Genomic DNA, 20875 nt, shown 5'->3' with positions numbered 1-20875 from the left:
GCGCGTGAAGGCGCTGTGGCAGCGGCGGCTGCACGGCTGTGCGCGTGCAGCGGGATGGATCGCCGGCAGCGCGGTGATTCTGCTGGCGGTGGTGATGGCGTTGACGCAGCTGCTGCTTCCGCTGCTGGCGCGCCATCCCGAATGGGTCGCGGCACAGCTCAGCGAGCGCCTGCAGCGGCCGGTCAGCTTCGCCTCGATGGAGGGCCGCTGGACGCCCTCCGGTCCATTGTTCGTCATGCACGGCGTCACGGTCGGTGCGCAGAACGGTCAGGCCGGCGCGCCGTTGCAGATTCCCGAGTCCGAACTGAAGCTGGATTTTGGCGGCTGGCTGACGCCGTCGCGGCATCTGGTTAACCTGCGTGTGCGCGGCCTGGAGCTGGATCTGGTGCGCGATGCCGATGGCAGCTGGCACATTAACGGTATCGGCGTGGCCGGCGGTGGCCGTACGCAGCCGTTGTCGCTGGGCCCGCTGTCGATGGATATCTGGCTGGAAAACTTGCGCGTGGTCATCACCGATGCGCAGCTGGATAAAAGTTACACCCTGCTGGCGCCGCAGCTGCGTCTGAGCCGGCAGGGCGATCACGTGCGTTTCGGTGGGCTGCTGCAGCGTGATGGAGTGTCGGCGCTGCTACGCACTGCCGGGCGCTTTCGCGAGGACGGCAGCTCGGGCCATCTGTGGGTCGGCGCGAACGATGTCGATCTCAAGCCGCTGCTGCTCGGTATCGATATGGACGGCTACACGGCCGAACAGGGTCACGGCCAGTTGGCCTCGTGGCTCGACTGGTATCGCGGCAAAGTGGTGAGTGGCACCATTCGGTTCGATCTGGATCGGCTGGCGATATCGCACGCCGACGGAGCGCGTGCCAGCGTATCGGCCCTGCATGGCATCGCCGGCCTACGCCGCACGGCCGATGGCTACGATGTGCGCTGGGCTGGCGATGACGACAGCCGGCTTGCGTTGAGCCTGCATCAACCAGCGGGCCAGCCGATTCGAGTCGGTGTCGCTGCACGCGAATTGCAGCTGGCGCCGCTGCTGCCCTGGCTCGCCCTGAAGCCCGACCTCGGCCTGCCGCTGGCGCAGTGGCTAGGCGGCGGGCACCCGCGCGGCGATCTGAATCGGGTCGCCCTGCAGTGGAATCAAACCGACGGTTTGCAGGCCGTCGATCTGATGTTCACGGGGCTTGCTATCGATGCGGTCGGCAAGCTGCCCGGCGTGAGCGGCCTGCGCGGCGAGCTGCGTGGCGATGCCGACGCGTTCTCGCTGGAGTTGCCGGCGCAGTCCACCACGCTGCAGTTTCCGCAGATCTTTCGTCAGCCGTTCTCGTTGACGAGCTTGAGCGGCACGCTGGCGTTCTGGCCGGACAACGGCGATTGGCATATCGGCGTGGACGCTCTGGATTTCGCCGGCGCCGGTTACGCGGGCGATGCGCGCGGTGAAGTCACCCTGCCGGCGCAGGGCGCCCCCTTCCTGGATATTTATGCCGGCCTGGACCATGTCGACCTGCAGGCGGCCAAGGCCTACCTGCCCACCAATACGCTGCCGCCCGCCACGGTCGCGTGGCTCGATAACGCTCTGGTTGAAGGCCGTATCGATCAGGCCCAGGCACTGGTGCGCGGCAGCCTGGCCGACTGGCCGTTCCGGCACAACGAAGGCCGCTTCGAAGCGCGCGCGCCGGTCATGGGTCTGGTGTTCGACTACGGCAAGGGTTGGCCGCGCGGCGAAGGGCTCGATCTGGTTGCCAGCTTCGTCAACAACGGCTTGTCCGCCGAAGCCACCGCGGGGCAGGTGCTGGGCGTAAAAGTCGATCATGCCGCGGCGCAGATTCCCGATTTTGCCGATCCCGTGCTCGATCTTTCCGTCCAAGGCAGCGGCAGCGGCGCGAGTCTGATGGAGTTCGCGCGCAAAAGCCCGATCGGCAGCGCTCAGGCCGATACGCTGGCCAAGCTCAATCTGGGCGGCAGCGGCGTGGTCGATTTCCATCTGGCGCTGCCGCTGGCCAGACTGAACGAGGGACAGGTGAACGGTACGGCGCAATTGAAGGACGTCGACCTTACCGCGCCCGAGTGGAACCTCAAGCTCGACAAGATCAACGGCCCCCTGCACTTCGACGGGCACGGCATGCAGGGTGGCCCGTTGGACGTCGGCTTCCGCGGACAGCCGTCCAAACTGCAGCTGGCCATTGCCGGCGGCAATGCCGACCCCGGTACCACCTTTTCGGCACAGCTGAGCGGCAGTTATCAGCTGTCGGAGCTGGTGCAGGATTACCCTACGCTCAAATGGCTGGTGCCGCTGGCCGATGGGCGCAGCGATTTCGCCATCGGCTTCACGGTTGCCCATTCGGCGGGCAGCAAAGGACTGACGCAGACGCTCAGCGTGGATTCTCCACTGACCGGCATTGCGCTCAATCTGCCGGTGCCGTTGAAAAAGTCGGCACCGGAGAGTCTGCCGCTGCAGCTGACGTTGGGCCTGCCGGTGGGCGGCAGCGATATGCAGCTGGCCCTGGGTCAGATCGCACGCGGGCATTTTCGCCTGGCCGACGGCGCGCAGAAGCCGCTGGTAGGGACGATAGCGCTGGGCAGCGATATGCCGAACGATCTGCCGGCGCAGGGGCTGCGCATCCGCGGGCATACCGACCAGCTGGACGTCACCGGCTGGGTGCAGCATGTCGCTGCCGGCGGCAGCGGTGACGGCCCGTCGCTGGAAACCATCGACATCGGCGCGGCGCAGGCGACCCTGTTCGGCTATCCGTTCGGCGCCATGCAGATCAAGGCGAAGCCGCGGACCGATGCGATCAGCGTGGATGTGGCCGCCGCCACCATGAGCGGCAATTTCAACGTACCGACGCGCGAGATGGACAAGCGCGGTATCACCGCGCGCCTGCAGAAGCTTTACTGGCCGAAGGATACGGCTGTCGTCGCCAGCACAAATGGACGTCCAAACGGAACTTCTTCGTCCGCTGCCGTCCCCGTCGACGCCGCGTCGATCACGGTGCCGCCAGCGAATCCGGCCAATACCGGCATCAATCCCGCTGCGCTGCCGCCGTTTCACCTGTGGTTGGGCGATCTTCGTCTGGGCGATGCCAAGTTGGGCGAGGCGCGGCTGGAAACCTGGCCGACGGCCAGTGGCCTGCACATCGAGCAGCTGCGCGCGCTGTCCAGCCGCGTGCAAATCAATGCCAGTGGCGACTGGAACGGCAGCGCCACCGACAGCCATACGCGTATGAAGATCGGCTTCGCCGCGGAAGACCTTGGCGGCATGCTCGGCGCTTTCGGTTTCGAGGGTCTGGTCAACGGTGGCAAGACCACGGATGAACTCGACGCTAGCTGGCCCGGCGCGCCCAGCGCGCTCTCGTTGGCCAGCATGGACGGTACGCTCAGCGTGCACGTCAGCGACGGGCGTATTCCCGAGGTGTCGTCGCCGGGTGCGGGTCGGTTGCTGGGCCTGGCTTCGCTGGCCGAGCTGCCGCGGCGCATGACGCTGGATTTCGGCGACGTGTTCGGCAAAGGGTTGGCTTTCGACTCGATGACCGGCGACTTCAGTCTGGCCAACGGCGTGGCGACCACGAACAACTTCAAGATCCACAGCCCGGCCGCCGAAATTAGCATCACCGGTCGCACCGACCTGCGGGCGAAGAAGTTCGATCAGCAGATGGTGGTGGTGCCGCACGCCGGCAACAGCCTGCCGATCGTCGGTGCCGTCGTCGGTGGACCGATCGGTGCGGCCGCGGGTTTCGCCGTGCAGGGCCTGCTCGGGCGCGGCTTGAACAGGGCTGTCGGAGCGCGCTACAAGATCACCGGTAAGTGGGACAAGCCGGTCATGACGCTGATGGAAAAACATACGGCACCGGCCCTGCCGCCAGCCGCTGTGGCGCCCATGCCGATCAACGCATCGAAGAACGTCGAGCCGGCTTCGGCGCAGTCAGCCGGCCACTGACGGCACGCCGGCCAATCAGGCTGTCGGCTCGGCCGGCTTGGTGCTGCCACGAAACGGAAACAGCTGCTGGTTGATGAAGCCATCCGGCATGTAGTCGCCGACCACGCCGTAGTGCGCGGGAAACTTGTCATCGGTTTTGACGGCGGTGCCAAACAGGTAATCGATGAAGGCGTAGTGCGCGGCGTAATTCTTGTCGATGGCAATATCGTCCGAGGCGTGATGCCAGTGGTGGAAATTCGGCGTCACGATCACGTATTTCAGCGGTCCCCACGGCAGGTGCACGTTGGCGTGGTTGAAAACCGCTTGAAACCCCACGATCAGGATGTAGCCGTTCATCACCGCCTCGCTGAAGCCCAGGATATAAAGCGGCGCCAGCACGCAGACGCGGGTGGCGATCAGTTCGAGCATGCTCTGGCGCGAACCGGCCAGCCAGTCCATCGTCTTCACGCTGTGGTGCACGGAGTGGAAGCGCCACAAAAAAGGCACCTCGTGATACGCGCGATGCGTCCAATACTGCGCCATGTCGGCCACCAGCACGCACAGCAGCAACTGCGGTACGAACCCGATGTGTTGCACGAACTGCTGAAAGTCGCTGCGCACCAGCCAGCCGAACAAATGGTGCAGCAGGAAATTCACCGTCAGCAGCGCCAGCCCGACGATGAAGTGATTCACCGCGAAGTGCTTCATGTCGGTCTGCCACTCGGGCCGGAAGATCGGCTGCCCCTTGTACAGCGGGAACAGCTTTTCGATCACCACGAAGATCAGCGTGGAGCCAAGCAGGTCGAGGATGAACCAGTCCAGCCCGATATACGGCGTGTGATCGGGAAAGTTGCCGACCGGTACGCGTGAACCACCCAGCGCGACCGCAGCGATCACCAGGACGAACGCCGCGATATTGATATTGCGCTGCCGGTTGAGGATCAGATTGCCCAGCGACAGTGCGCCAGCCATCAGCAGGGCGCCGAACAGCGCCTGACGCAGCAGGTCCACCGAATACTTCGCGCGCAGCTCCGGCGTGGTCAGGTACTGCGGAAAGTGAAATGCCAGCACGCCGAGCAGACACAGGATCGCCAGCGACATGGCGATCGCAGTGGTCACCATCGCCTTGCCCGGTTCGAGCTCGCCGCTGCCGCGGAACATCTCCCTGGTATCGTCGACCACCACGCCAAGACGTTCGGCCGGTGCCATCACGGCGGCGTCGATCAGCTTGTGCGCGAACTTGCGTCGTGAGGGATGCGTCATCAAGCTTTCCTGCGTCAAAGGGTGCATACGAGGTGGTCTATCCGGCCTTCGGCGCATGGTAGCGCCAAGTTCGATCGGCGCGCGTGTCGGCGGCCGCCGTCTTCCGCTGACGGCCAGGCTTGCGGGAGCGGGCTTTAAGCCGCAGGATTTGGCCATATCTCTTCAGTCCCACCGCACCAGTAACGGCAGAAACCCATGGATTCATTGCTTGCCCAGGCCGAACGCCGGCTGCTCGCTCCGGGCGGCATCGCCGCCACCGACCTCGACCGCGTGTTCAATCAGCTGATGGGCCCGTCGATCGACGCGGCCGACCTGTATTTTCAGCATTCGCGCAGCGAGTCGTGGCTGCTGGAAGAGGGCATCGTCAAGGACGGCAGCCACTCGATCGAGCAGGGTGTGGGCGTGCGTGCCATCAGCGGCGAGAAAACCGGTTTCGCCTATTCCGACGAAATTGTCATGCCGCAGCTGTTGGACGCCTCGCGTGCCGCCCGCGCCATCGCCCACGACGGCAACGGCGCCGGCAAGCCGTTGGCGCTGAACGGCGCGCGCCAGCTGTATCCGGCCATCGATCCGGTCGACAGCCTGCCCAACCCGGAGAAGATCGCGCTGTTGCGCGAGGTCGATGCGTACGCGCGCTCGCGCGACCCACGCATCAAGCAGGTGATCGTCAGTATCGCCGCTACCATCGATACGATTCTTATCGCCGCTTCCGACGGCACCCTGGCCGCCGATGTGCGGCCGCTGGTGCGCTTGAACGTGCAGGTGATCGCCGAGCAGAACGGGCGTCGCGAGCAAGGGCATTCCGGCGGCGGTGGCCGTTATGGTTATGGCGAGCTGATCGAGAATGGCCGCGCGCTGTCTTTCGCCGACGAAGCCGTGCGCCAGGCGCTGGTGAACCTCGATTCGGTCGATGCGCCGGCCGGCAACATGACCGTGGTGCTCGGTCCGGGCTGGCCCGGGGTGTTGCTGCACGAAGCGATCGGTCATGGGCTGGAGGGAGACTTCAATCGTAAGGGCAGTTCGGCGTTCTCCGGTCGCATCGGCCAGCGCGTTGCCGCCAAGGGGGTGACCATCGTTGACGACGGCACCCTGCAGGGCCGCCGCGGTTCGCTCAGCATCGACGACGAGGGCACGCCGACCGAATGCACCACGCTGATCGAGGACGGCATCCTCAAGGGCTATATGCAGGACAAGCTCAACGCGCGACTGATGGGAATGAAGCCTACCGGCAATGGCCGCCGCGAATCGTTCACCTCGCTGCCGATGCCGCGCATGACCAATACCTACATGCTCGGCGGCCAGCACGATCCCGCCGAGATCATTCGCTCGGTCAAGAAGGGGTTGTATGCACCGAATTTCGGCGGTGGCCAGGTCGACATCACCAGCGGCAAGTTCACCTTCAGCGCCAGCGAGGCCTACCTTATCGAGGACGGCAAGATCACGCGTCCGGTGAAGGGCGCCACGTTGATCGGCTCCGGTCCGGAGGTGCTCAACCGCGTGTCGATGATCGGCAACGATATGAAGCTCGACGAAGGCGTCGGCGTCTGCGGCAAGGATGGCCAGAGCGTGCCGGTCGGCGTGGGCCAGCCGACCCTCAAGATCGACGGCATGACCGTTGGTGGTACCGCCTCGTAACCGTTTGGACGGCTATACGAAATAGTCTTCGAGCACGAACGTAGGTTGGGTCGGGCGCAGCAACTGTGTAGGCAGGATGCCGGAACGAACATTCGCGGAGCGAATGGCCCGGAGGGCGAGCCGCAGGAGCGGCTCGTAAACCCAACTTCAGGGAAGGTTGAAGGGAGCGTGTAAATGCGCTCGAACCAACGTACTCGGGAACAAAAAGGCGCTGTGGCGCCTTTTTTATGCTTTTTAATTGCGCGCAACGTAGTCCTCTCGCCTTGAGCGGCATCGTCGGTCGACACCGATGTTGTCTGAAGCTACTCATTCGGCTGGGGTAAGCCGTCCATCACGATCCGGCATATCGATAAAGCGAAACATCATTTTGCTGGGCCGGCCGTTCCGTCAACACTGGGCAGCAAGTCTGTCGCGCCAGCGTTGGTCTTCCGTTCCGGGCGATGTTTTCAGCCTGGACTTTCGGCAGGCCCGGCAGCGCCTTTATTGAGGGGGAGCGATGAATCAAGTGACGCGTGAATTACCGCAAGGCGGTGAAGTCGCCGCTGGCGGCGCGGTAAACAGCCGGCGTGGTCCGTTCTCCAACGAAGATTGGTGGTCGGTATGGGTGGGGCTGCTGCTGGTGGCCGTGGCGTGGCTGACGTTTGCCTCGGGTAGCAGCATCAGGTGGCTGGCCTCGGCGCCGGCGAAATGGACCAGCCTCGCACAGGCAGGGACCGATCTTGCCGCGCATGTGCCGAACTACGTGGCGCTGTTTGTGGTGTTTGCCGTGATCTTTGGTATCGCACTGGCAGTGTTGAAGCAGCGGCTCGCGCACTTTTTGCCGGCATTTCTGATTCTTTTTGTGGTCTCGCTGTTCATCTTTGAAACCGCGGCGTGGACGCAGGCCTCGCACTACAACCTCGAGGCGCCATTGGTGGCGCTGCTGCTCGGTCTGATCGTATCGAATCTGGTGCGTCTGCCGGCATGGTTTCAGGCCGGTTTGCGGGTGGAGTTTTTCATCAAGGTCGGCATTGTGCTGCTGGGTGCGACACTCCCGTTCACGCTGCTGGTGTGGGCCGGGCCGGTGGCGGTAGGACAGGCGACGGTGGTGTCGCTGCTGACCTTCTTTGTGATCTTTTTCACCGGCCGCGCGCTGGGGCTGGATCGTCGTTTTGCCGCGGTGCTTGGCGTGGGTGGTGCGGTATGCGGCGTGTCGGCAGCCATTGCGATCGCCGGCGCGGTACGCGCCAAACGCGAGCAGGCATCGGTGGCGATTACCCTGGTGGTGCTGTGGGCGATTGTGATGATCTTCGTGCTGCCATTCGCGTCGCACGCGTTGGGTCTGTCGACCGGCGTGGCCGGTGCGTGGATCGGCACATCCGAATTCGCCGATGCGGCCGGTATCGCCGCGGCGCAGGCCTACGGCGATATCGCACGCAACGCCGGTGGCGCGATTGCCGGCGCACCGGAGGCGGCGCTGCAGAACTTCACCTTGATGAAAGTCGTCGGGCGAGATATCTGGATCGGCATCTGGGCGTTCGTGCTGGCGTGGGTGGCGACGACCCGCTGGGACGCCTTCGAGGACGGCGTGCAGGTAAAGAAGGTAGATGCCGGCGAAATCTGGGCGCGCTTTCCGAAATTCGTGATCGGCTTTGTCATCGCTTCGGCGCTGATCACCTGGATCGCCAGTTCGTATTCGCTGGCCGATTACCGCAAGGTGGTCACGCCGGATCTGGTGGCGCCGATCACTGCGCTGCGCACCTGGGCTTTTACCTTCTGCTTTCTAAGCATCGGTTTGACCACGCGGCTGGGTTCGTTGAGCAAGACCGGTTGGAAGCCGTTTCTGGCTTTCACTGTCGGCGTGGCGATCAATATCGTTGTCGGCTACGTGATGTCGGTGCACGTGTTCGCCGGGTATTGGGACAGTGTGGGGCACTGATGCAAGCGCCACCCATGGTTGCCGCGAACACACTGCATCTTGCGCAGGCGGTTGTCTCACGCTGTGCCGACTGCCACCATCGCCTGGCCGACCGTCAGGCGATCGAACAGCGTGTTTCCGGGCTGGCCGTATTTGGCTCGGCTTATGGCGCAAGCATCGGTGAGAGCGGATTGTGCGTTTTGCACGACCGGCTGGTGTCGCCGGATGACCACTGCGCCCGATTCAGCGCAGCGGTACCAATCGATGCGCTAGGAATCAACGAAAGCTAGGGCCGGACGATGCCGTTACGCTTGGACGTCGTCGCCTTCATGGTCGATATCGGCGCTTTCGCCCGTGTCGTCCTGTTTGTTTCCCGCCAGATCCTTCAATAGCTGAAAAATCTCGCGATAAGCGCGCGGCGGCTTGTTCGGCGTTTCCTTCTCGATGCGCGCTTTGCGCACCAGCGAACGCAGATGCTGGCGATCGACCTGCGGGTGCTCGCTGATGAGCTCGGAGAGTGCGGCTTCTTCCTCATTGATTAGGCGGTCGCGCATCGCTTCAAGCCGATGCATGGCGGCGTTTTCCTGACGCTGCTTCTCACGATTTTCGCCGAGCTCGGCGCGTACCGAAGCGAATACTTCGTCTTCGTAGCGGCGCATGACTTTGGCGAGAAAGGCGAGCTGTCGTTTGTGCGCGATATGCGCAGTGATGTTGCGCGTACGGGTGATTTCCTCGCGCACGTCGTCGGGCAGTTCCAGCTTGGCGAGGCGGCTGGGCTGCATCGCGACGAGCTGGCTGGCCAGCGCCAGCACGGCCAGCGCCTCACGGCGCTGCTGGGTGCGGCTGGGACCGTAGTCTTCTTCGTCGAGTTCGGTCTGGTTGCGGCTGCGGCTCGGGCTCACGGTTTCAATTCCAGAATGGGACGTTGGGGATCAAGGTTGCGGCTGGCGATCGCCGGCTGTATCGGACGGGTCGGCCTGTTCGAGCGCAAACCGCGGAATCGGCTCGCCATCCAGTTCGATGGTTTCGACGAACATGGCCGCCGGGCGCACCCACAAGCCGTAATCGCCGTACAGCGCCTGATAGACCACCAGCGGCTCCATCGTTTCGCTGTGTTGCGCCGTACCCAGCACGCGGTAGCGCTGGCCCTTGTAATGGCGGTAGGTGCCGGGGATGGGTGTCATGTTGGTTCTCCGCGGCTCTTTTCATTTCGCCGCGGCGACCCCATTTGAAGGTGTCAACCCGTTTCGGGATCGCGTCGAATGGCAAGCCGGCTTTAGCGAGCCACTATTCTACGCGTCAAACCTTCAGGAAGCCCAACGTGAGCGAAGTCGTTAGCAGCCAGGACCACCGCCATCGCGGCGCCATCAGCCAGGATCGCAGCCTCGAAGAACTGGATCGTCTGTCGGAACTGGCCGAGGATGTGATTCGCCGCGCCCGTGCCGCCGGTGCCAGCCAGGCCGAGGTCGCCGCCAGTATCGACAGCGGGCTGAGCGTCAATGTGCGTCTGGGCGAGGTAGAAACGGTCGAGCACACGCGCGACCGTGGTTTCGGTCTGACCGTGTATTTCGGCCAGCGCAAAGGCTCGGCCAGTACGGCAGACCTGCATCCCGATTCGATCCAGGCGACACTCGATCAGGCCTGCGCGATAGCGCGCTATACCGAAGCCGATCCGTCGTCGGGCCTCGCCGATGCGTCGCGCATGGCGACGCAGTTTCCCGATCTCGATCTGTGGCATCCGTGGGATATCGACACCACGCGGGCGATCGAGCTGGGTATCGAAATCGAGGATATCGGTCGCGCACACGCCGGCATCACCAATTCGGACGGCGCCAGCGTGCAGGCCGGGCAGGGCGTCTCGGTGTACGCCAACTCGCACGGCTTTGTCGGACGCGAGCGCGGCACGCGGCACTCGCTGTCGCTGGCTCTTATCGCCGGCGACGAAGCGGGCATGCAGCGCGACTATTGGTACGACAGCGTGCGCCGCGCGGATCGTTTCATCAGCGCCAAGGCGCTGGCCGATCGCGCCGCCGAACGCACGCTGGCGCGCCTGGGCGCGCGCAGCCTGTCGACGCGGCAGAGTCCGGTGCTGTTTCCGCCGGAGCTGGCGCGTGGGTTGATCGGGCATCTTCTCGGCGCGGTGAGCGGTGGCGCGCTGTATCGCCGGGCCAGTTTTCTGCTCGACCATGTCGGTCAGCAGATCATGCCGTCATGGCTCGATATCAACGAGCGGCCGCACCTGATCGGCGGCCAGGGCTCGGGCAATTTCGACGCCGAAGGCGTGGCCACTCGCGACAGTTCGCTGATCGAGGGCGGCGTGCTCTCGCGCTATATCCTGGGCAGCTATTCGGCGCGCAAGCTCGGACTGGAATCCACCGGCAACGCGGGCGGTATCCACAACCTGATCGTCGAGCCCGGCAGCGTCGACAATTCAAAAGACGACTTTGCCGCGCTGCTCCAGCGCATGGGCACCGGGCTGCTGGTGACCGAGCTGATGGGTCAGGGCGTGTCGACCATCACCGGCGACTACTCGCGCGGCGCGGCGGGTTTCTGGGTCGAGAACGGCCAGATCGCCTATCCGGTGGAAGAAATCACGATTGCCGCCAATCTGCGCCAAATGTTCACCGGTATTCTCGCTGTCGGCGCGGATGTCGATGCACGCTCGGCTGTGCTTACCGGCTCCATTCTTGTCGATCGGATGACTATCGCCGGCGAGTAGTTCAAGGGTCATCTTGCGGTCGCTGGCCGCAAGGTCGAAGATGGCGCCAGCAAGCTTTCGCGGTACCACCACCAGGGAGAGCAGGGGCCATGAGTACACCGTCCGATCAGTTTTCGCCGATACCGCCGGAACCGCCCGTGGGCGTTCGGTCCACCGATGACAAGAACCTGGCGATGCTGACGCATCTGTCGGGTGTGATTCTGAGCATCGTCGTTCCGCTCATCATCTGGTTGATGAACAAGGATCGGCCCGAAAAGGCTTATCTCGTGAGTGAGGCCAAGGAAGCGTTGAACTTCCAGATCACCGTGCTTATCGGTTACGTCATCTGCTGGATTCTCACCATCATTATCATTGGTGCTTTCCTCACCTGGCTGCTGTGGATTGCGAATCTGGTGTTCTGCATCATCGCTGCCGTGAAGGTCAGTGCCGACGGAAGTTACCGCTATCCGTTTGCGCTGCGCCTGGTGAGCTGAGCGACCGAATCTTCAATGTTTGAATGAAAGAAAAAGCCCGCTGATCGGGCTTTTTCTTTGGACGGCTGGATGGCCAAACTCAGCTGTTGCGATGCGCTGCGTACAGCGCAAGCTCCTGCAGCAATGAGCCGGACGTGCCCAGAGGTGCGATAGCGGATAGCGCGAGATCGGTGAGCTCGCGCAAGCGATCACGCGATGCATTCAGACCGATAATCGATGGAAACGTGGGCTTGTCCGCGGCGGCATCTTTGCCGGCGGTCTTGCCGATGATGGTGGCGTCTCCCTCGACGTCCAGAATATCGTCGCGCACTTGGAATGCCAGGCCAACGGCGTCGGCATAGCGGTCGAATAAGGCCAATGTCGCCGCATCGGCCCCCGCTGTCAGCGCGCCGAGCTTTACCGATGCGCGGATGAGCGCGCCGGTCTTGCACGCGTGCATGTGCTCTAGTTCGGCAATGGTAAGCGTGCGGCCGACGGCGGCCAGATCCAGCGCCTGCCCGCCGGCCATGCCCTCCGCGCCGCAGGCGCGGCCAAGCACGCGCTGCTTTTTCATACCGATCGCGTCGTCGTCGGCAGCGTCGCTGAGTATCTCGAACGCCAGCGCCTGTAATGCGTCCCCGGCCAGAATCGCCATCGCTTCGCCAAACACGATGTGGCAGGTCGGGCGGCCGCGGCGCATCGCATCGTCATCCATCGCCGGCAGGTCGTCGTGCACCAGCGAATAGGCGTGAATTAGCTCCACCGCGCAGGCGGCAGCGTCGAGCGAAGGTCCGCTTTCGCCAAGTGCCTGTGCCGCGGCATAGACCAGCAAGGGTCGCAGACGCTTGCCGCCACCGAGCACGGCATAGCGCATCGCGCTGTGCAGGAGGGCGGGGGACTGTTCGGCAGGCGGCAGGCAATGTTCGAGTGCCTGCTCGGCACGGAGGATCAACGCCTTGAGGGCGGGACCTAACTCAGAGTTCGGGTTCAAACGGTTCGGCGCTCTCGGGGGCGTCGGGATCAAGCAGCAGGCGCACGCGCAGTTCGGCTTTTTCCAGCGACTGCTGGCAGTGACGGTACAGGCCGATGCCGCGTTCGAACGAGGCCAGCGACTCGTCCAGACTCATTTCGCCGCCTTCCATCTTCGCGACCAGCTGTTCGAGTTCGTCCAGCGAGTGCTCGAAGTCCACGGCGGGTGGCGTCTTGGTGGAAGCGGAAGCGGTCTTGGCCATGGACAGCAAAGCTAACCGAGTGACCGCGCGGAATCAATCGATTAGGCTATGAAAGGTACCTGCGGGTGATGGCGTCAGCGCGCAGGCGACCAGTGTGCCCGCGTGCCAGCCTGCTCGAAGATCAGCTTGCCTCGTTCGCTCAACCACCGATCGGCCACGCCGACAATTTCAGTGCCGACATACAGCAGCGGCACGCCAAATCGCCGCCACGGGGGGATCATGGCCTGCTGAAACAGGTCGCGCAGCTCGCGCGTATAGATATCGCCGGCCGGCTTGATACGCTCGCCGCCCTGGCGCAGGCGCACCTGGATCGGCTCGGTCAGGCGGACTTTGGTATCGACCAGCGACAACGTGCCGCCGTCGGGCAGCGCCAGCAGTTCGCCGTGCCACGTCGCTTGCCAGCTGCTGTCGACTATCCGTGGCGGCGACTGTGCCCACAGCCGCCCGCGCCAGATATGCAGCTCGGCGCCGCGCCATTGCACGCACGGCTGCTGCCCGGCGCGTGCGCCACACTGATGCTCGATCTGCTGGCGTTGTGCGGTAGTCGGTGCGGGCAGGCCGAGCCCGTGCAGCCAGTGATCGAGCAGCGGCTCGCGCAGCGCAGGGTGCAGGGCGAGCCACGTCGAGGCGTCGATCGTGTGCGTGGCCGCATCGTGCATGGTGTCGTAAGCCGCCAGCCAGTGCTGCTGCAGGGCATCGGCAGCGGCACGGCTGAGCGCGGCGCTGTGCACGATGGAATCCACCGCCTGCGGCCATAAACGTTCCAGCCTCGGCAGGATGTCGTGGCGCAGATGATTGCGCGCAAACCGCGTGTCGCCGTTGGACGGGTCGTCGATCGAAGGCAATTGCCGGGCATCGAGATAGTCGCGCAGCTGCCGTCGCGACAGCGCCAGCAGCGGACGCCACAGCTGTCCGCGCGCGAACGGACGCAGCGTGCGCATGCCGCCGAGGCTGTCCGGTCCCGCGCCGCGCAGCAGTTTCATCAATACGGTCTCGGCCTGATCGTCGCGATGATGCGCGAGCAGCAGGTACTCGCCCGGCTGCAAAGACGACTCAAATGCCTCGTAGCGCGCGTGGCGCGCGGCGGCTTCTAGGCCAAGGCCTTTGTCGAGCGGTACCTGCACACGTATCACTTCGCACGGCACGTCCACCGATTCGCAAAAGCGCTGGCAATGCGCGGACCAGGCCCCGCTTTGCGGGTTCATGGCATGGTCCACGTGCAGCGCGCGCAGGCCGCGTTTTCGCGCTTCCGGCATGCCGGCCAGCGCATGCAGCAGGGCGGTCGAATCCGGGCCGCCGCTGAAGGCCACGCATAACGGCGATGCCTGCGTATCCGCCAGCGCGGAGGCAAGATGCCGTTGCAGCGAATCGCTCATACTTCGCTCGCGCTGTAGAGCTTGTAGATCGTGAACAGGCTCTAAGAGGTCGGTATCGATCGGCACGACGCGCCCGGCGTTATCGTTGGCCATGATGTTTCCTGTCGTGCGGATAACGAGGCTACCTCGCCGCGGCGGCTCAGGGGCGAAAATTGAGCTCGACCGTGATGCCGGCCGGGTCGACGACGAAGATCTGCACCTGGGCACCGTCATCCAGCACGGCGATACGGTGCGGTACCTGCGCCTGATCGAGCCTGGCACGCGTCGTCTCCAGCTCCGTGCATGCAAACGCGACGTGGCTGAAATAGCCGTTGCCCTCGCCGCACGATCCGCCGGCATGGCCGGTGCTCAGATGCACTACGGCGGCGTTGCCGGCGTAAAGCCAGTAGCCGTGCGAGCCTGAGCTCATCGACGGCCGTGGACCGTCGTGCAGGCCCACCATGTCGATATAGAACGCGCGCACGGGTTCGAGCAGATCCGTCGGCACGCGCAGATTGATGTGATCCAGTCCGCGCACGCCGGCCATGGGTTTATTCCTGGAATGCGCCGTAGCTGCGCAGGCGCTTGTAGCGCTGTTCCAGGAGCTCGTTTACCGGCAGCGCTTCGAGCTCGTCGAGCTGTTTGAGCAGCACGGCTTTCAGACGTACCGCCATCGAGCGGGGGTTGCGATGCGCGCCGCCCAGCGGCTCGCGCACGACTTTGTCGATCAGGCCGAGTTCGAACAGGCGGGGAGCGGTCATGCCCATCGCCTCGGCCGCATCGCGGGCTTTGTCGGCGCTTTTCCACAGGATCGAGGCGCAGCCCTCGGGCGTAATGACGGAATAGGTCGAGTACTGCAGCATGAGAGTACGGTCGCCGACGCCGATGGCCAGCGCGCCGCCGGAGCCGCCTTCGCCGATCACGGTGCAGATGATAGGCACTTTCAGACTGGCCATTTCGATCAGATTGCGCGCGATGGCCTCGCTCTGGCCGCGTTCTTCGGCGCCGATGCCCGGGTACGCTCCGGGTGTGTCGATCAGGGTCAGCAGCGGCAGATGGAAGCGTTCGGCCATCTTCATCAGGCGCAGCGCCTTGCGATAGCCCTCGGGACGCGGCATGCCGAAGTTGCGGCGCACCTTGGTCTTGGTATCGCGGCCTTTCTGATGACCGACGATCACCACCGGGCGCCCATTGATGCGGCCCAGGCCGCCGACGATGGCGGCATCCTCGGCGTACATGCGGTCGCCCGCCAGCTCATGAAACTCTTCGCAGATCACGCCGATGTAATCCAGCGTGTACGGCCGCGCCGGATGGCGCGACAGCTGGGTCATCTGCCATGAACTGAGGTTGCGGAAAATCTCGGCCGTCTTGATCTTCAGCTTTTCGCGCAGACGATTGACGTCGTCCTCGATATTGAACGCCTGACCCTGGCTGGCGTGGCGAAGCTCTTCGATCTTCGCTTCCAGGTCGGCAATCGGTTGTTCGAAATCGAGGAAGTTAGGGTTCATTCGCGACATTTCGTGGCACAGAGCAGCGCAGTATACCGTTAGACGCGTGAAGGCGAGAACGCCGCCGTATGGCGGCCCGTGGATGCACTTACCGCGCGGGAGAAGCGACGCGGCGCCGGGTTGCGCTATGGTTCTCTTAAGACGCGCTATTTCCGGACTCGACCATGCCGATTCAACCGACCATCGACAACAACAAGCTCGACCGCATCGTGGCCGAAGCCCGTCGCAACGCCGAGCAGCGGGAGCTGGGCTATCGTGAGCGGGCGCTGAAAATGTACCCGTGGATCTGCGGCCGCTGCGCGCGCGAGTTCACCCGCACCAACCTGAGCGAGCTCACGGTGCACCATCGCAACCACGACCACGACTTCAACCCGGCCGATGGCAGCAACTGGGAGCTGCTGTGCGTGTACTGTCACGACAACGAGCATTCGCGCTATATCGACCACGTACGCGGCGCCGGTTACAGCGTGCAGGAGGAGGTCGCGCCGGCCACCGGCAATCCCTTCGCCGACCTGAAGGCGATGATGGAGCGCGGCAGGAAATAACCGAGTCGCGGCGTCGGTATCAGTCGACCTGCCTTCCGTCGGCCGTTTCAGTCGGCCTGCTTGACGATACGCAGCTTTGCGGCCTGCACACCGGGCAGCGCCCGTACCGTGCGCAGCAAGGCCGGTATCGCATCGACGCGCCAGGCGTCGCTCAGCTCCAGGTCGGCCTGCGCGTTCTGGTTGTGATAACCGTGCAGTATCACCGTGGCGCGACCGCCGCGGTAGCCGGCCAGCGCGTGCTGCAATTTTTCGACGAAGTCGGGCTTTACGCCGTTCAATTTCAGCTGCAGCAGGCGCGCATGCTTGCGGCAGGCATCGGTGAGCGAACTGGCGCTGCGCGCGCGGATCTGAAAGCCGCCGCCGGAGAAGTCGTCGATGCGCAAGCCACCCTCGACCACCAGCATTTCGTCGCGGGTCAACAGCGGTGCGATCTGCTGATACAGCTCGCCGAAGAAGCTCACCTCGATGCTGCCGGTGCCGTCCTCGATGCGCACGAAGGCATCGCTGTCGCCCCGCTTGCGCACCGCGGTCACCATGCCGGCGATCGTCCAGGGCGTGTCCGGGCCGCGGCGGAAACGGTTGCCGTCGTCGTTGTCGTTTTTCCGCGGCTTGGGCGGCTGGTAGCGCAGGGCGATTTCGCCGAGCGGGCAGGTCGACAGCTGCGCCAGCTCCTCTTTCCAGGGGTCGGTCGGGTGGCCGGACAGATAATGGCCGAGCGTGTCGCGCTCGCCCTGCAGCAGCTGCTCCAGCGGCCACTCCGGTGCCGTGGGCAGATCGATATGCACCACCGGCGTCAGCGCACCCGAGGCCGCACCGAACATGTCGTTCTGGCCGGACTGGCGGTCGCGCAGGTGCTGCTCGGCGGCCTTGATCGTATCGGGCAACTGCAGCATCAGGCTGGCGCGCGTCGGCGCCAGAGCGTCGAGCGCGCCGGAATAGATCAGCGCCTCGAGCACGCGCCGGTTGAGTTTGGTCGGATCGACGCGGCGGCAGAAGTCGGCCAGGTCGGTATAACGCCCGTTTTTGCGTTCGGCGACGATGGCTTCGCAGACGCCCTGGCCGACCCCCTTGATCGCGCCGAGGCCGTATTGGATCGTGCGAGCGCCCTGACGCGAGTGAATGGACGATGCGTCGGGTTCGACGGCGACGAACATGTAGTCCGATGCGTTGACGTCGGGCGGCAGCACGGTAAGGCCGATCGCGCGCGACTCGTCGAGAAAGATCACCGCCTTGTCGGTGTTGTCCATGTCCGACGAGATCGTCGCGGCCATGAATTCGGCCGGATAATGCGCCTTCAGCCACGCGGTCTGGTAGCTCACCAGGGCGTAGGCGGCGGCGTGCGACTTGTTGAAGCCGTAGCCGGCGAACTTCTCCATCAAGTCGAAGATTTCGTCGGCCTTGGAGCCGGCCAGACCGTCCTTGGCCGCACCGTCGCGAAACTTGGCGCGCTCCTCGGCCATCTTTTTGGCGTCTTTCTTGCCCATCGCGCGGCGCAGAAGGTCGGCGCCGCCGAGCGAGTAACCGCCGACGATCTGCGCCATCTGCATGACCTGCTCCTGGTAGACCATGATGCCGTAGGTCTCTTCCAGAATCGGCTGCACGCGCGGATCGGGATAGCTCACGTCCTCGCGGCCGTGCTTGCGCGCGACGAAGCTGGGGATCAGATCCATCGGGCCTGGGCGGTACAGCGCCACCAGCGCGATGATGTCCTCGAAGCGGTCGGGCTTGGCATCTTTCAGCATGCGCTGCATGCCGGACGATTCGAGCTGGAACACCGCGATGGTCTGCGCCTTTTTCAGCAGCTCATAGGGCTTGGGGTCGTCCAGCGGCAGCTGCGAAATATCCAGCGGCGCTTCGCCGGCTTTCGCACGGCGCGCGTTGATCGCCTTGACCGCCCAGTCGATGATGGTGAGCGTGCGCAGGCCGAGAAAGTCGAACTTCACCAGGCCGACGGCTTCCACGTCGTCCTTGTCGAACTGGGTGACCACGCCGGCACCGCCCGGCTCGCAGTACAGCGGTGCGAAATCGGTCAGCGCGGTCGGCGCGATCACCACGCCGCCGGCGTGCTTGCCGGCGTTGCGGGTCAGACTTTCTAGCTTCAGCGCCAGATCGATCAGCGCACGGGCGTCTTCGTCCTGCTCGTAGGCTTCGCAGAATTCCTTGACGACGCGATCGGTTTCTTTTTTCGATTTTTCCGAACGGCCCAGCGCGTCCGACAAGGTCAGGTCGAGCGGGCGCGGCGGCACCAATTTCGCCAGCCGATCGACCTGGCCGTACGGCATGCTCAGCACGCGGCCGGAATCGCGCAGCACGGCCTTCGCCGCCATCGAGCCGTAGGTGATGATCTGGCTGACGCGGTCGCGGCCGTATTTGCGCGATACGTAGTCGATCACCTCGTCGCGGCGATCCATGCAGAAGTCGATGTCGAAGTCGGGCATCGAGATGCGTTCGGGATTGAGGAATCGCTCGAACAGCAGGTCGAACTGCAGCGGGTCCAGATCCGTAATCTTCAGCGCCCATGCGACCAGCGAACCGGCGCCCGAACCGCGGCCGGGTCCGACCGGAATGCCGTGTTCCTTGCCCCAGTTGATGAAGTCCGCCACGATCAGAAAGTAGCCGGGGAAACCCATCTTGACGATGACGTCCAGCTCGCGGTCGAGCCGCTTTTCGTAGTCGGCCAGCGTGCAGTTGGCGGCGAGCGGCGCGGCGGACAGGCGCTGCTTCAGCCCTTCGTGCGACAGCTCGCGGATATAGCTGCCCAGGTCATGACCGTCGGGCACCGGAAAGTCGGGCAGGTAATACGTGCCGAACTGCAGTTCGACGTTGCAGCGCCGCGCCAGCTCGACCGTGTTTTCCAGCGCTTCGGGAATGTCGGCGAACAGCGTCGCCATTTCCTCGGGCGATTTCAGATACTGCTGGTTGCTGTAGTCGCGCGGGCGCTTGTTGTCGGCCAGCACGCGGCCCTGGTTGATGCACACGCGTGCCTCGTGCGCTTCGAAATCGTCCTGCAGCAGAAAACGCACGTCGTTGCTGGCGACCACCGGCAGGTCGAGTTCCACGGCCAATGCCAGTGCGAGGGCGTTCCAGTTTTCCTCGCCGTCGCGACCGCAGCGGGTCAGCTCCAGGTACAGCCGATCGGGGAAAAGCCGCGTCAATGGCCGCAGTTTCGCGAGGGCGGCCTCCAGACCCTGATTCAGGGCGATGCGGCCGACTTCGCTCTCGCGTCCGAGCAGCGCGATCAGTCCGTGCGTCGCCTCGGCGTGCAGCCAGCCGGCCTCGATCAGCGCGCGGCCGCTGTGCTGGCCCTCGCGCCAGGCACGCGACACCAGCCGCGACAGATTGAGGTAGCCGGCGCGGTTCTGGCACAGCAGGTTGAGCCGCCACGGCCGTGGGTCGTCCGGCGCGGAAATCCATAGGTCGCAACCGCTGATCGGCTTGATGCCGGCAGCGCTGCAGGCCTTGTAGAACTTCACCAGCGCGAACATGTTGCATTCGTCGGTGAGCGCCACGGCGGGCATACCGGCGCGCACGCAGGCGTCGACCAGCGCCTTGATGCGGATGGTCGAATCGACCAGCGAATACTCGCTGTGCAGATGCAGGTGGACGAAGCGGGTGGTCATGAAACTCACGCGGCGAGTCCATGAAGGCTACCCGCCTGGCTACGCACGGACAAGGTTTGACTTGTGCCGATTTTCCACGATCCGTTGCGCTGGGCGGGGCGGCTGCTCAATTCACCGAGGTGAGCGTTTTTTGCGTCGCCGACGAGCTCGACGCGGTCGGCAGCGCGGAGGGCTCGGCCATCAAGGTGTTTATCTCGGCGATCAGGCCGTCCAGCGCGTCTTCGCTATAGCCCACGTGGATGTCGGCCACGGTGCCGTCACGGTGAAGCATCACCATCACCGGAATGCCCTTGTTCGTGCCGAACGGCTTGCCGATCGAGCCGTCGCGATCCCAGCTCATCAGCAGGCCGGGCAGGCGCGGCCTGAGCACTCGGACGGTTCGTAGATAGACATCGCGACCTTCCTTGTGGTCGATCGAGACCACCTGCAGCGGCAGATGGCGATCGGTAGCCAGCTTCTGCAGGCCCGCCAGTACCGGCAATTCCTTCATGCAGTAAGTGCACCAGGTCGCCCAGAAGCTGATGACGACGACCTTGTCGCGCATCGATGCCAAGCTGACTGAGTCGCCACTGGGTGTTTTCCCCAGTGAGTCGGGCGGCACCGCGCCCGGCTGGATCTGCGCGTTGGCCGATACGCAGATCAAGGCCATGACCCAGGCAAAAATCATTTTGCGCATCGCGAGGACTCCCCTGTCTAAGCGTCTAGCCTACCGCCTTTGCGATGCGCACGATGGTCA

Annotated in this window: 16 protein-coding genes; 6 read left to right on the top strand and 10 right to left on the bottom strand. The window is 64.2% G+C overall.

The window, feature by feature from the left end:
* The first annotated feature begins 4 nt into the window (after window positions 1–4).
* On the top strand, window positions 5–3934 hold the full coding sequence (locus HDE76_RS09655) for a YhdP family protein (protein ID WP_184507024.1): 3930 nt from the start codon (window positions 5–7) through the stop codon (window positions 3932–3934).
* A 15-nt stretch (window positions 3935–3949) separates the two neighbouring features.
* Here the strand turns inward: HDE76_RS09655 and HDE76_RS09650 are convergent, their stop codons facing one another.
* Entirely contained in the window at window positions 3950–5176 is a 1227-nt protein-coding gene (locus HDE76_RS09650; RefSeq protein ID WP_184507020.1) for a sterol desaturase family protein, read from the bottom strand.
* A 195-nt stretch (window positions 5177–5371) separates the two neighbouring features.
* Here HDE76_RS09650 and tldD point away from each other — a divergent pair, with 195 nt between their 5' ends.
* Together tldD and HDE76_RS09640 are read left to right on the top strand one after the other, a co-directional pair.
* Window positions 5372–6811: a metalloprotease TldD gene (tldD, locus tag HDE76_RS09645; RefSeq protein ID WP_179479343.1), complete on the top strand. Its 1440-nt coding sequence runs from the start codon at window positions 5372–5374 to the stop codon at window positions 6809–6811.
* A gap of 505 nt (window positions 6812–7316) precedes the next feature.
* Complete coding sequence (locus HDE76_RS09640) at window positions 7317–8729, top strand: putative sulfate exporter family transporter (RefSeq protein ID WP_343205686.1); 1413 nt, start codon at window positions 7317–7319, stop codon at window positions 8727–8729.
* A gap of 284 nt (window positions 8730–9013) precedes the next feature.
* Here HDE76_RS09640 and yjgA read toward each other — a convergent pair whose 3' ends face one another.
* Complete coding sequence (gene yjgA / locus HDE76_RS09635) at window positions 9014–9610, bottom strand: ribosome biogenesis factor YjgA (RefSeq protein WP_179479349.1); 597 nt, start codon at window positions 9608–9610, stop codon at window positions 9014–9016.
* Between the two features lie 30 nt (window positions 9611–9640).
* The gene (locus tag HDE76_RS09630; RefSeq protein ID WP_179479351.1) at window positions 9641–9892 is read right to left on the bottom strand and encodes a DUF1653 domain-containing protein; all 252 of its coding nucleotides are present in this window, start codon (window positions 9890–9892) and stop codon (window positions 9641–9643) included.
* 137 nt (window positions 9893–10029) lie between these two features.
* On the opposite strand from HDE76_RS09630, the gene pmbA reads away from it, so the two are divergent.
* Both pmbA and HDE76_RS09620 read left to right on the top strand, forming a co-directional pair.
* A complete protein-coding gene (gene pmbA / locus HDE76_RS09625) occupies window positions 10030–11427 on the top strand; it encodes a metalloprotease PmbA (RefSeq protein WP_184507014.1) in 1398 nt (465 codons plus the stop codon).
* An 89-nt stretch (window positions 11428–11516) separates the two neighbouring features.
* Window positions 11517–11900, top strand: a complete 384-nt coding sequence (locus HDE76_RS09620; RefSeq protein WP_179479355.1) for a DUF4870 domain-containing protein — start codon at window positions 11517–11519, stop codon at window positions 11898–11900.
* A gap of 79 nt (window positions 11901–11979) precedes the next feature.
* Here the strand turns inward: HDE76_RS09620 and HDE76_RS09615 are convergent, their stop codons facing one another.
* From HDE76_RS09615 to HDE76_RS09595, 5 genes are all read right to left on the bottom strand, one after another.
* A complete protein-coding gene (locus tag HDE76_RS09615; protein ID WP_179479357.1) occupies window positions 11980–12870 on the bottom strand; it encodes a farnesyl diphosphate synthase in 891 nt (296 codons plus the stop codon).
* Complete coding sequence (locus HDE76_RS09610; protein ID WP_179479359.1) at window positions 12854–13111, bottom strand: exodeoxyribonuclease VII small subunit; 258 nt, start codon at window positions 13109–13111, stop codon at window positions 12854–12856. Before HDE76_RS09610 ends, HDE76_RS09615 begins: the two co-directional genes overlap by 17 nt.
* Before the next feature lie 74 nt (window positions 13112–13185).
* Entirely contained in the window at window positions 13186–14580 is a 1395-nt protein-coding gene (gene tilS, locus HDE76_RS09605) for a tRNA lysidine(34) synthetase TilS (protein ID WP_343205685.1), read from the bottom strand.
* A 46-nt stretch (window positions 14581–14626) separates the two neighbouring features.
* Window positions 14627–15013 (bottom strand): diguanylate cyclase, encoded by a 387-nt coding sequence (locus HDE76_RS09600; protein ID WP_184507012.1) that lies wholly within the window; start codon window positions 15011–15013, stop codon window positions 14627–14629.
* Window positions 15014–15017: 4 nt separating this feature from the next.
* Window positions 15018–15974 carry an acetyl-CoA carboxylase carboxyltransferase subunit alpha gene (locus HDE76_RS09595; RefSeq protein WP_179479363.1) on the bottom strand — a complete coding sequence of 319 codons (957 nt, stop codon included), beginning with the start codon at window positions 15972–15974 and terminating at the stop codon, window positions 15018–15020.
* A 164-nt stretch (window positions 15975–16138) separates the two neighbouring features.
* On the opposite strand from HDE76_RS09595, the gene HDE76_RS09590 reads away from it, so the two are divergent.
* Entirely contained in the window at window positions 16139–16519 is a 381-nt protein-coding gene (locus HDE76_RS09590) for a YajD family HNH nuclease (RefSeq protein WP_179479365.1), read from the top strand.
* A gap of 47 nt (window positions 16520–16566) precedes the next feature.
* Here HDE76_RS09590 and dnaE read toward each other — a convergent pair whose 3' ends face one another.
* Window positions 16567–20139, bottom strand: coding sequence for a DNA polymerase III subunit alpha (dnaE, locus tag HDE76_RS09585; RefSeq protein ID WP_184507724.1), 3573 nt, complete (start codon window positions 20137–20139; stop codon window positions 16567–16569).
* A 106-nt stretch (window positions 20140–20245) separates the two neighbouring features.
* On the bottom strand, window positions 20246–20815 hold the full coding sequence (locus HDE76_RS09580; RefSeq protein WP_184507009.1) for a TlpA disulfide reductase family protein: 570 nt from the start codon (window positions 20813–20815) through the stop codon (window positions 20246–20248).
* Between the last annotated feature and the right edge of the window lie 60 nt (window positions 20816–20875).

It is taken from the genome of Rhodanobacter sp. ANJX3, assembly GCF_014200755.1.
Lineage (GTDB): Bacteria > Pseudomonadota > Gammaproteobacteria > Xanthomonadales > Rhodanobacteraceae > Rhodanobacter.
The sequence above is the reverse complement of the archived record's forward strand: the minus strand, read 5'-3'. Positions and strand labels throughout refer to the sequence as shown.

Bases quoted from the DNA above. Each gene is read 5' to 3' on its own strand.
- dnaE (WP_184507724.1), bottom strand. From the start codon at position 20,139: ATGACCACCCGCTTCGTCCACCTGCATCTGCACAGCGAGTATTCGCTG.
- HDE76_RS09650 (WP_184507020.1), bottom strand. From the start codon at position 5,176: ATGACGCATCCCTCACGACGCAAGTTCGCGCACAAGCTGATCGACGCC.
- HDE76_RS09590 (WP_179479365.1), top strand. From the start codon at position 16,139: ATGCCGATTCAACCGACCATCGACAACAACAAGCTCGACCGCATCGTG.
- HDE76_RS09600 (WP_184507012.1), bottom strand. From the start codon at position 15,013: ATGGCCGGCGTGCGCGGACTGGATCACATCAATCTGCGCGTGCCGACG.
- tilS (WP_343205685.1), bottom strand. From the start codon at position 14,580: ATGGCCAACGATAACGCCGGGCGCGTCGTGCCGATCGATACCGACCTC.
- HDE76_RS09580 (WP_184507009.1), bottom strand. From the start codon at position 20,815: ATGCGCAAAATGATTTTTGCCTGGGTCATGGCCTTGATCTGCGTATCG.
- HDE76_RS09620 (WP_179479355.1), top strand. From the start codon at position 11,517: ATGAGTACACCGTCCGATCAGTTTTCGCCGATACCGCCGGAACCGCCC.
- HDE76_RS09630 (WP_179479351.1), bottom strand. From the start codon at position 9,892: ATGACACCCATCCCCGGCACCTACCGCCATTACAAGGGCCAGCGCTAC.
- HDE76_RS09610 (WP_179479359.1), bottom strand. From the start codon at position 13,111: ATGGCCAAGACCGCTTCCGCTTCCACCAAGACGCCACCCGCCGTGGAC.
- HDE76_RS09595 (WP_179479363.1), bottom strand. From the start codon at position 15,974: ATGAACCCTAACTTCCTCGATTTCGAACAACCGATTGCCGACCTGGAA.
- tldD (WP_179479343.1), top strand. From the start codon at position 5,372: ATGGATTCATTGCTTGCCCAGGCCGAACGCCGGCTGCTCGCTCCGGGC.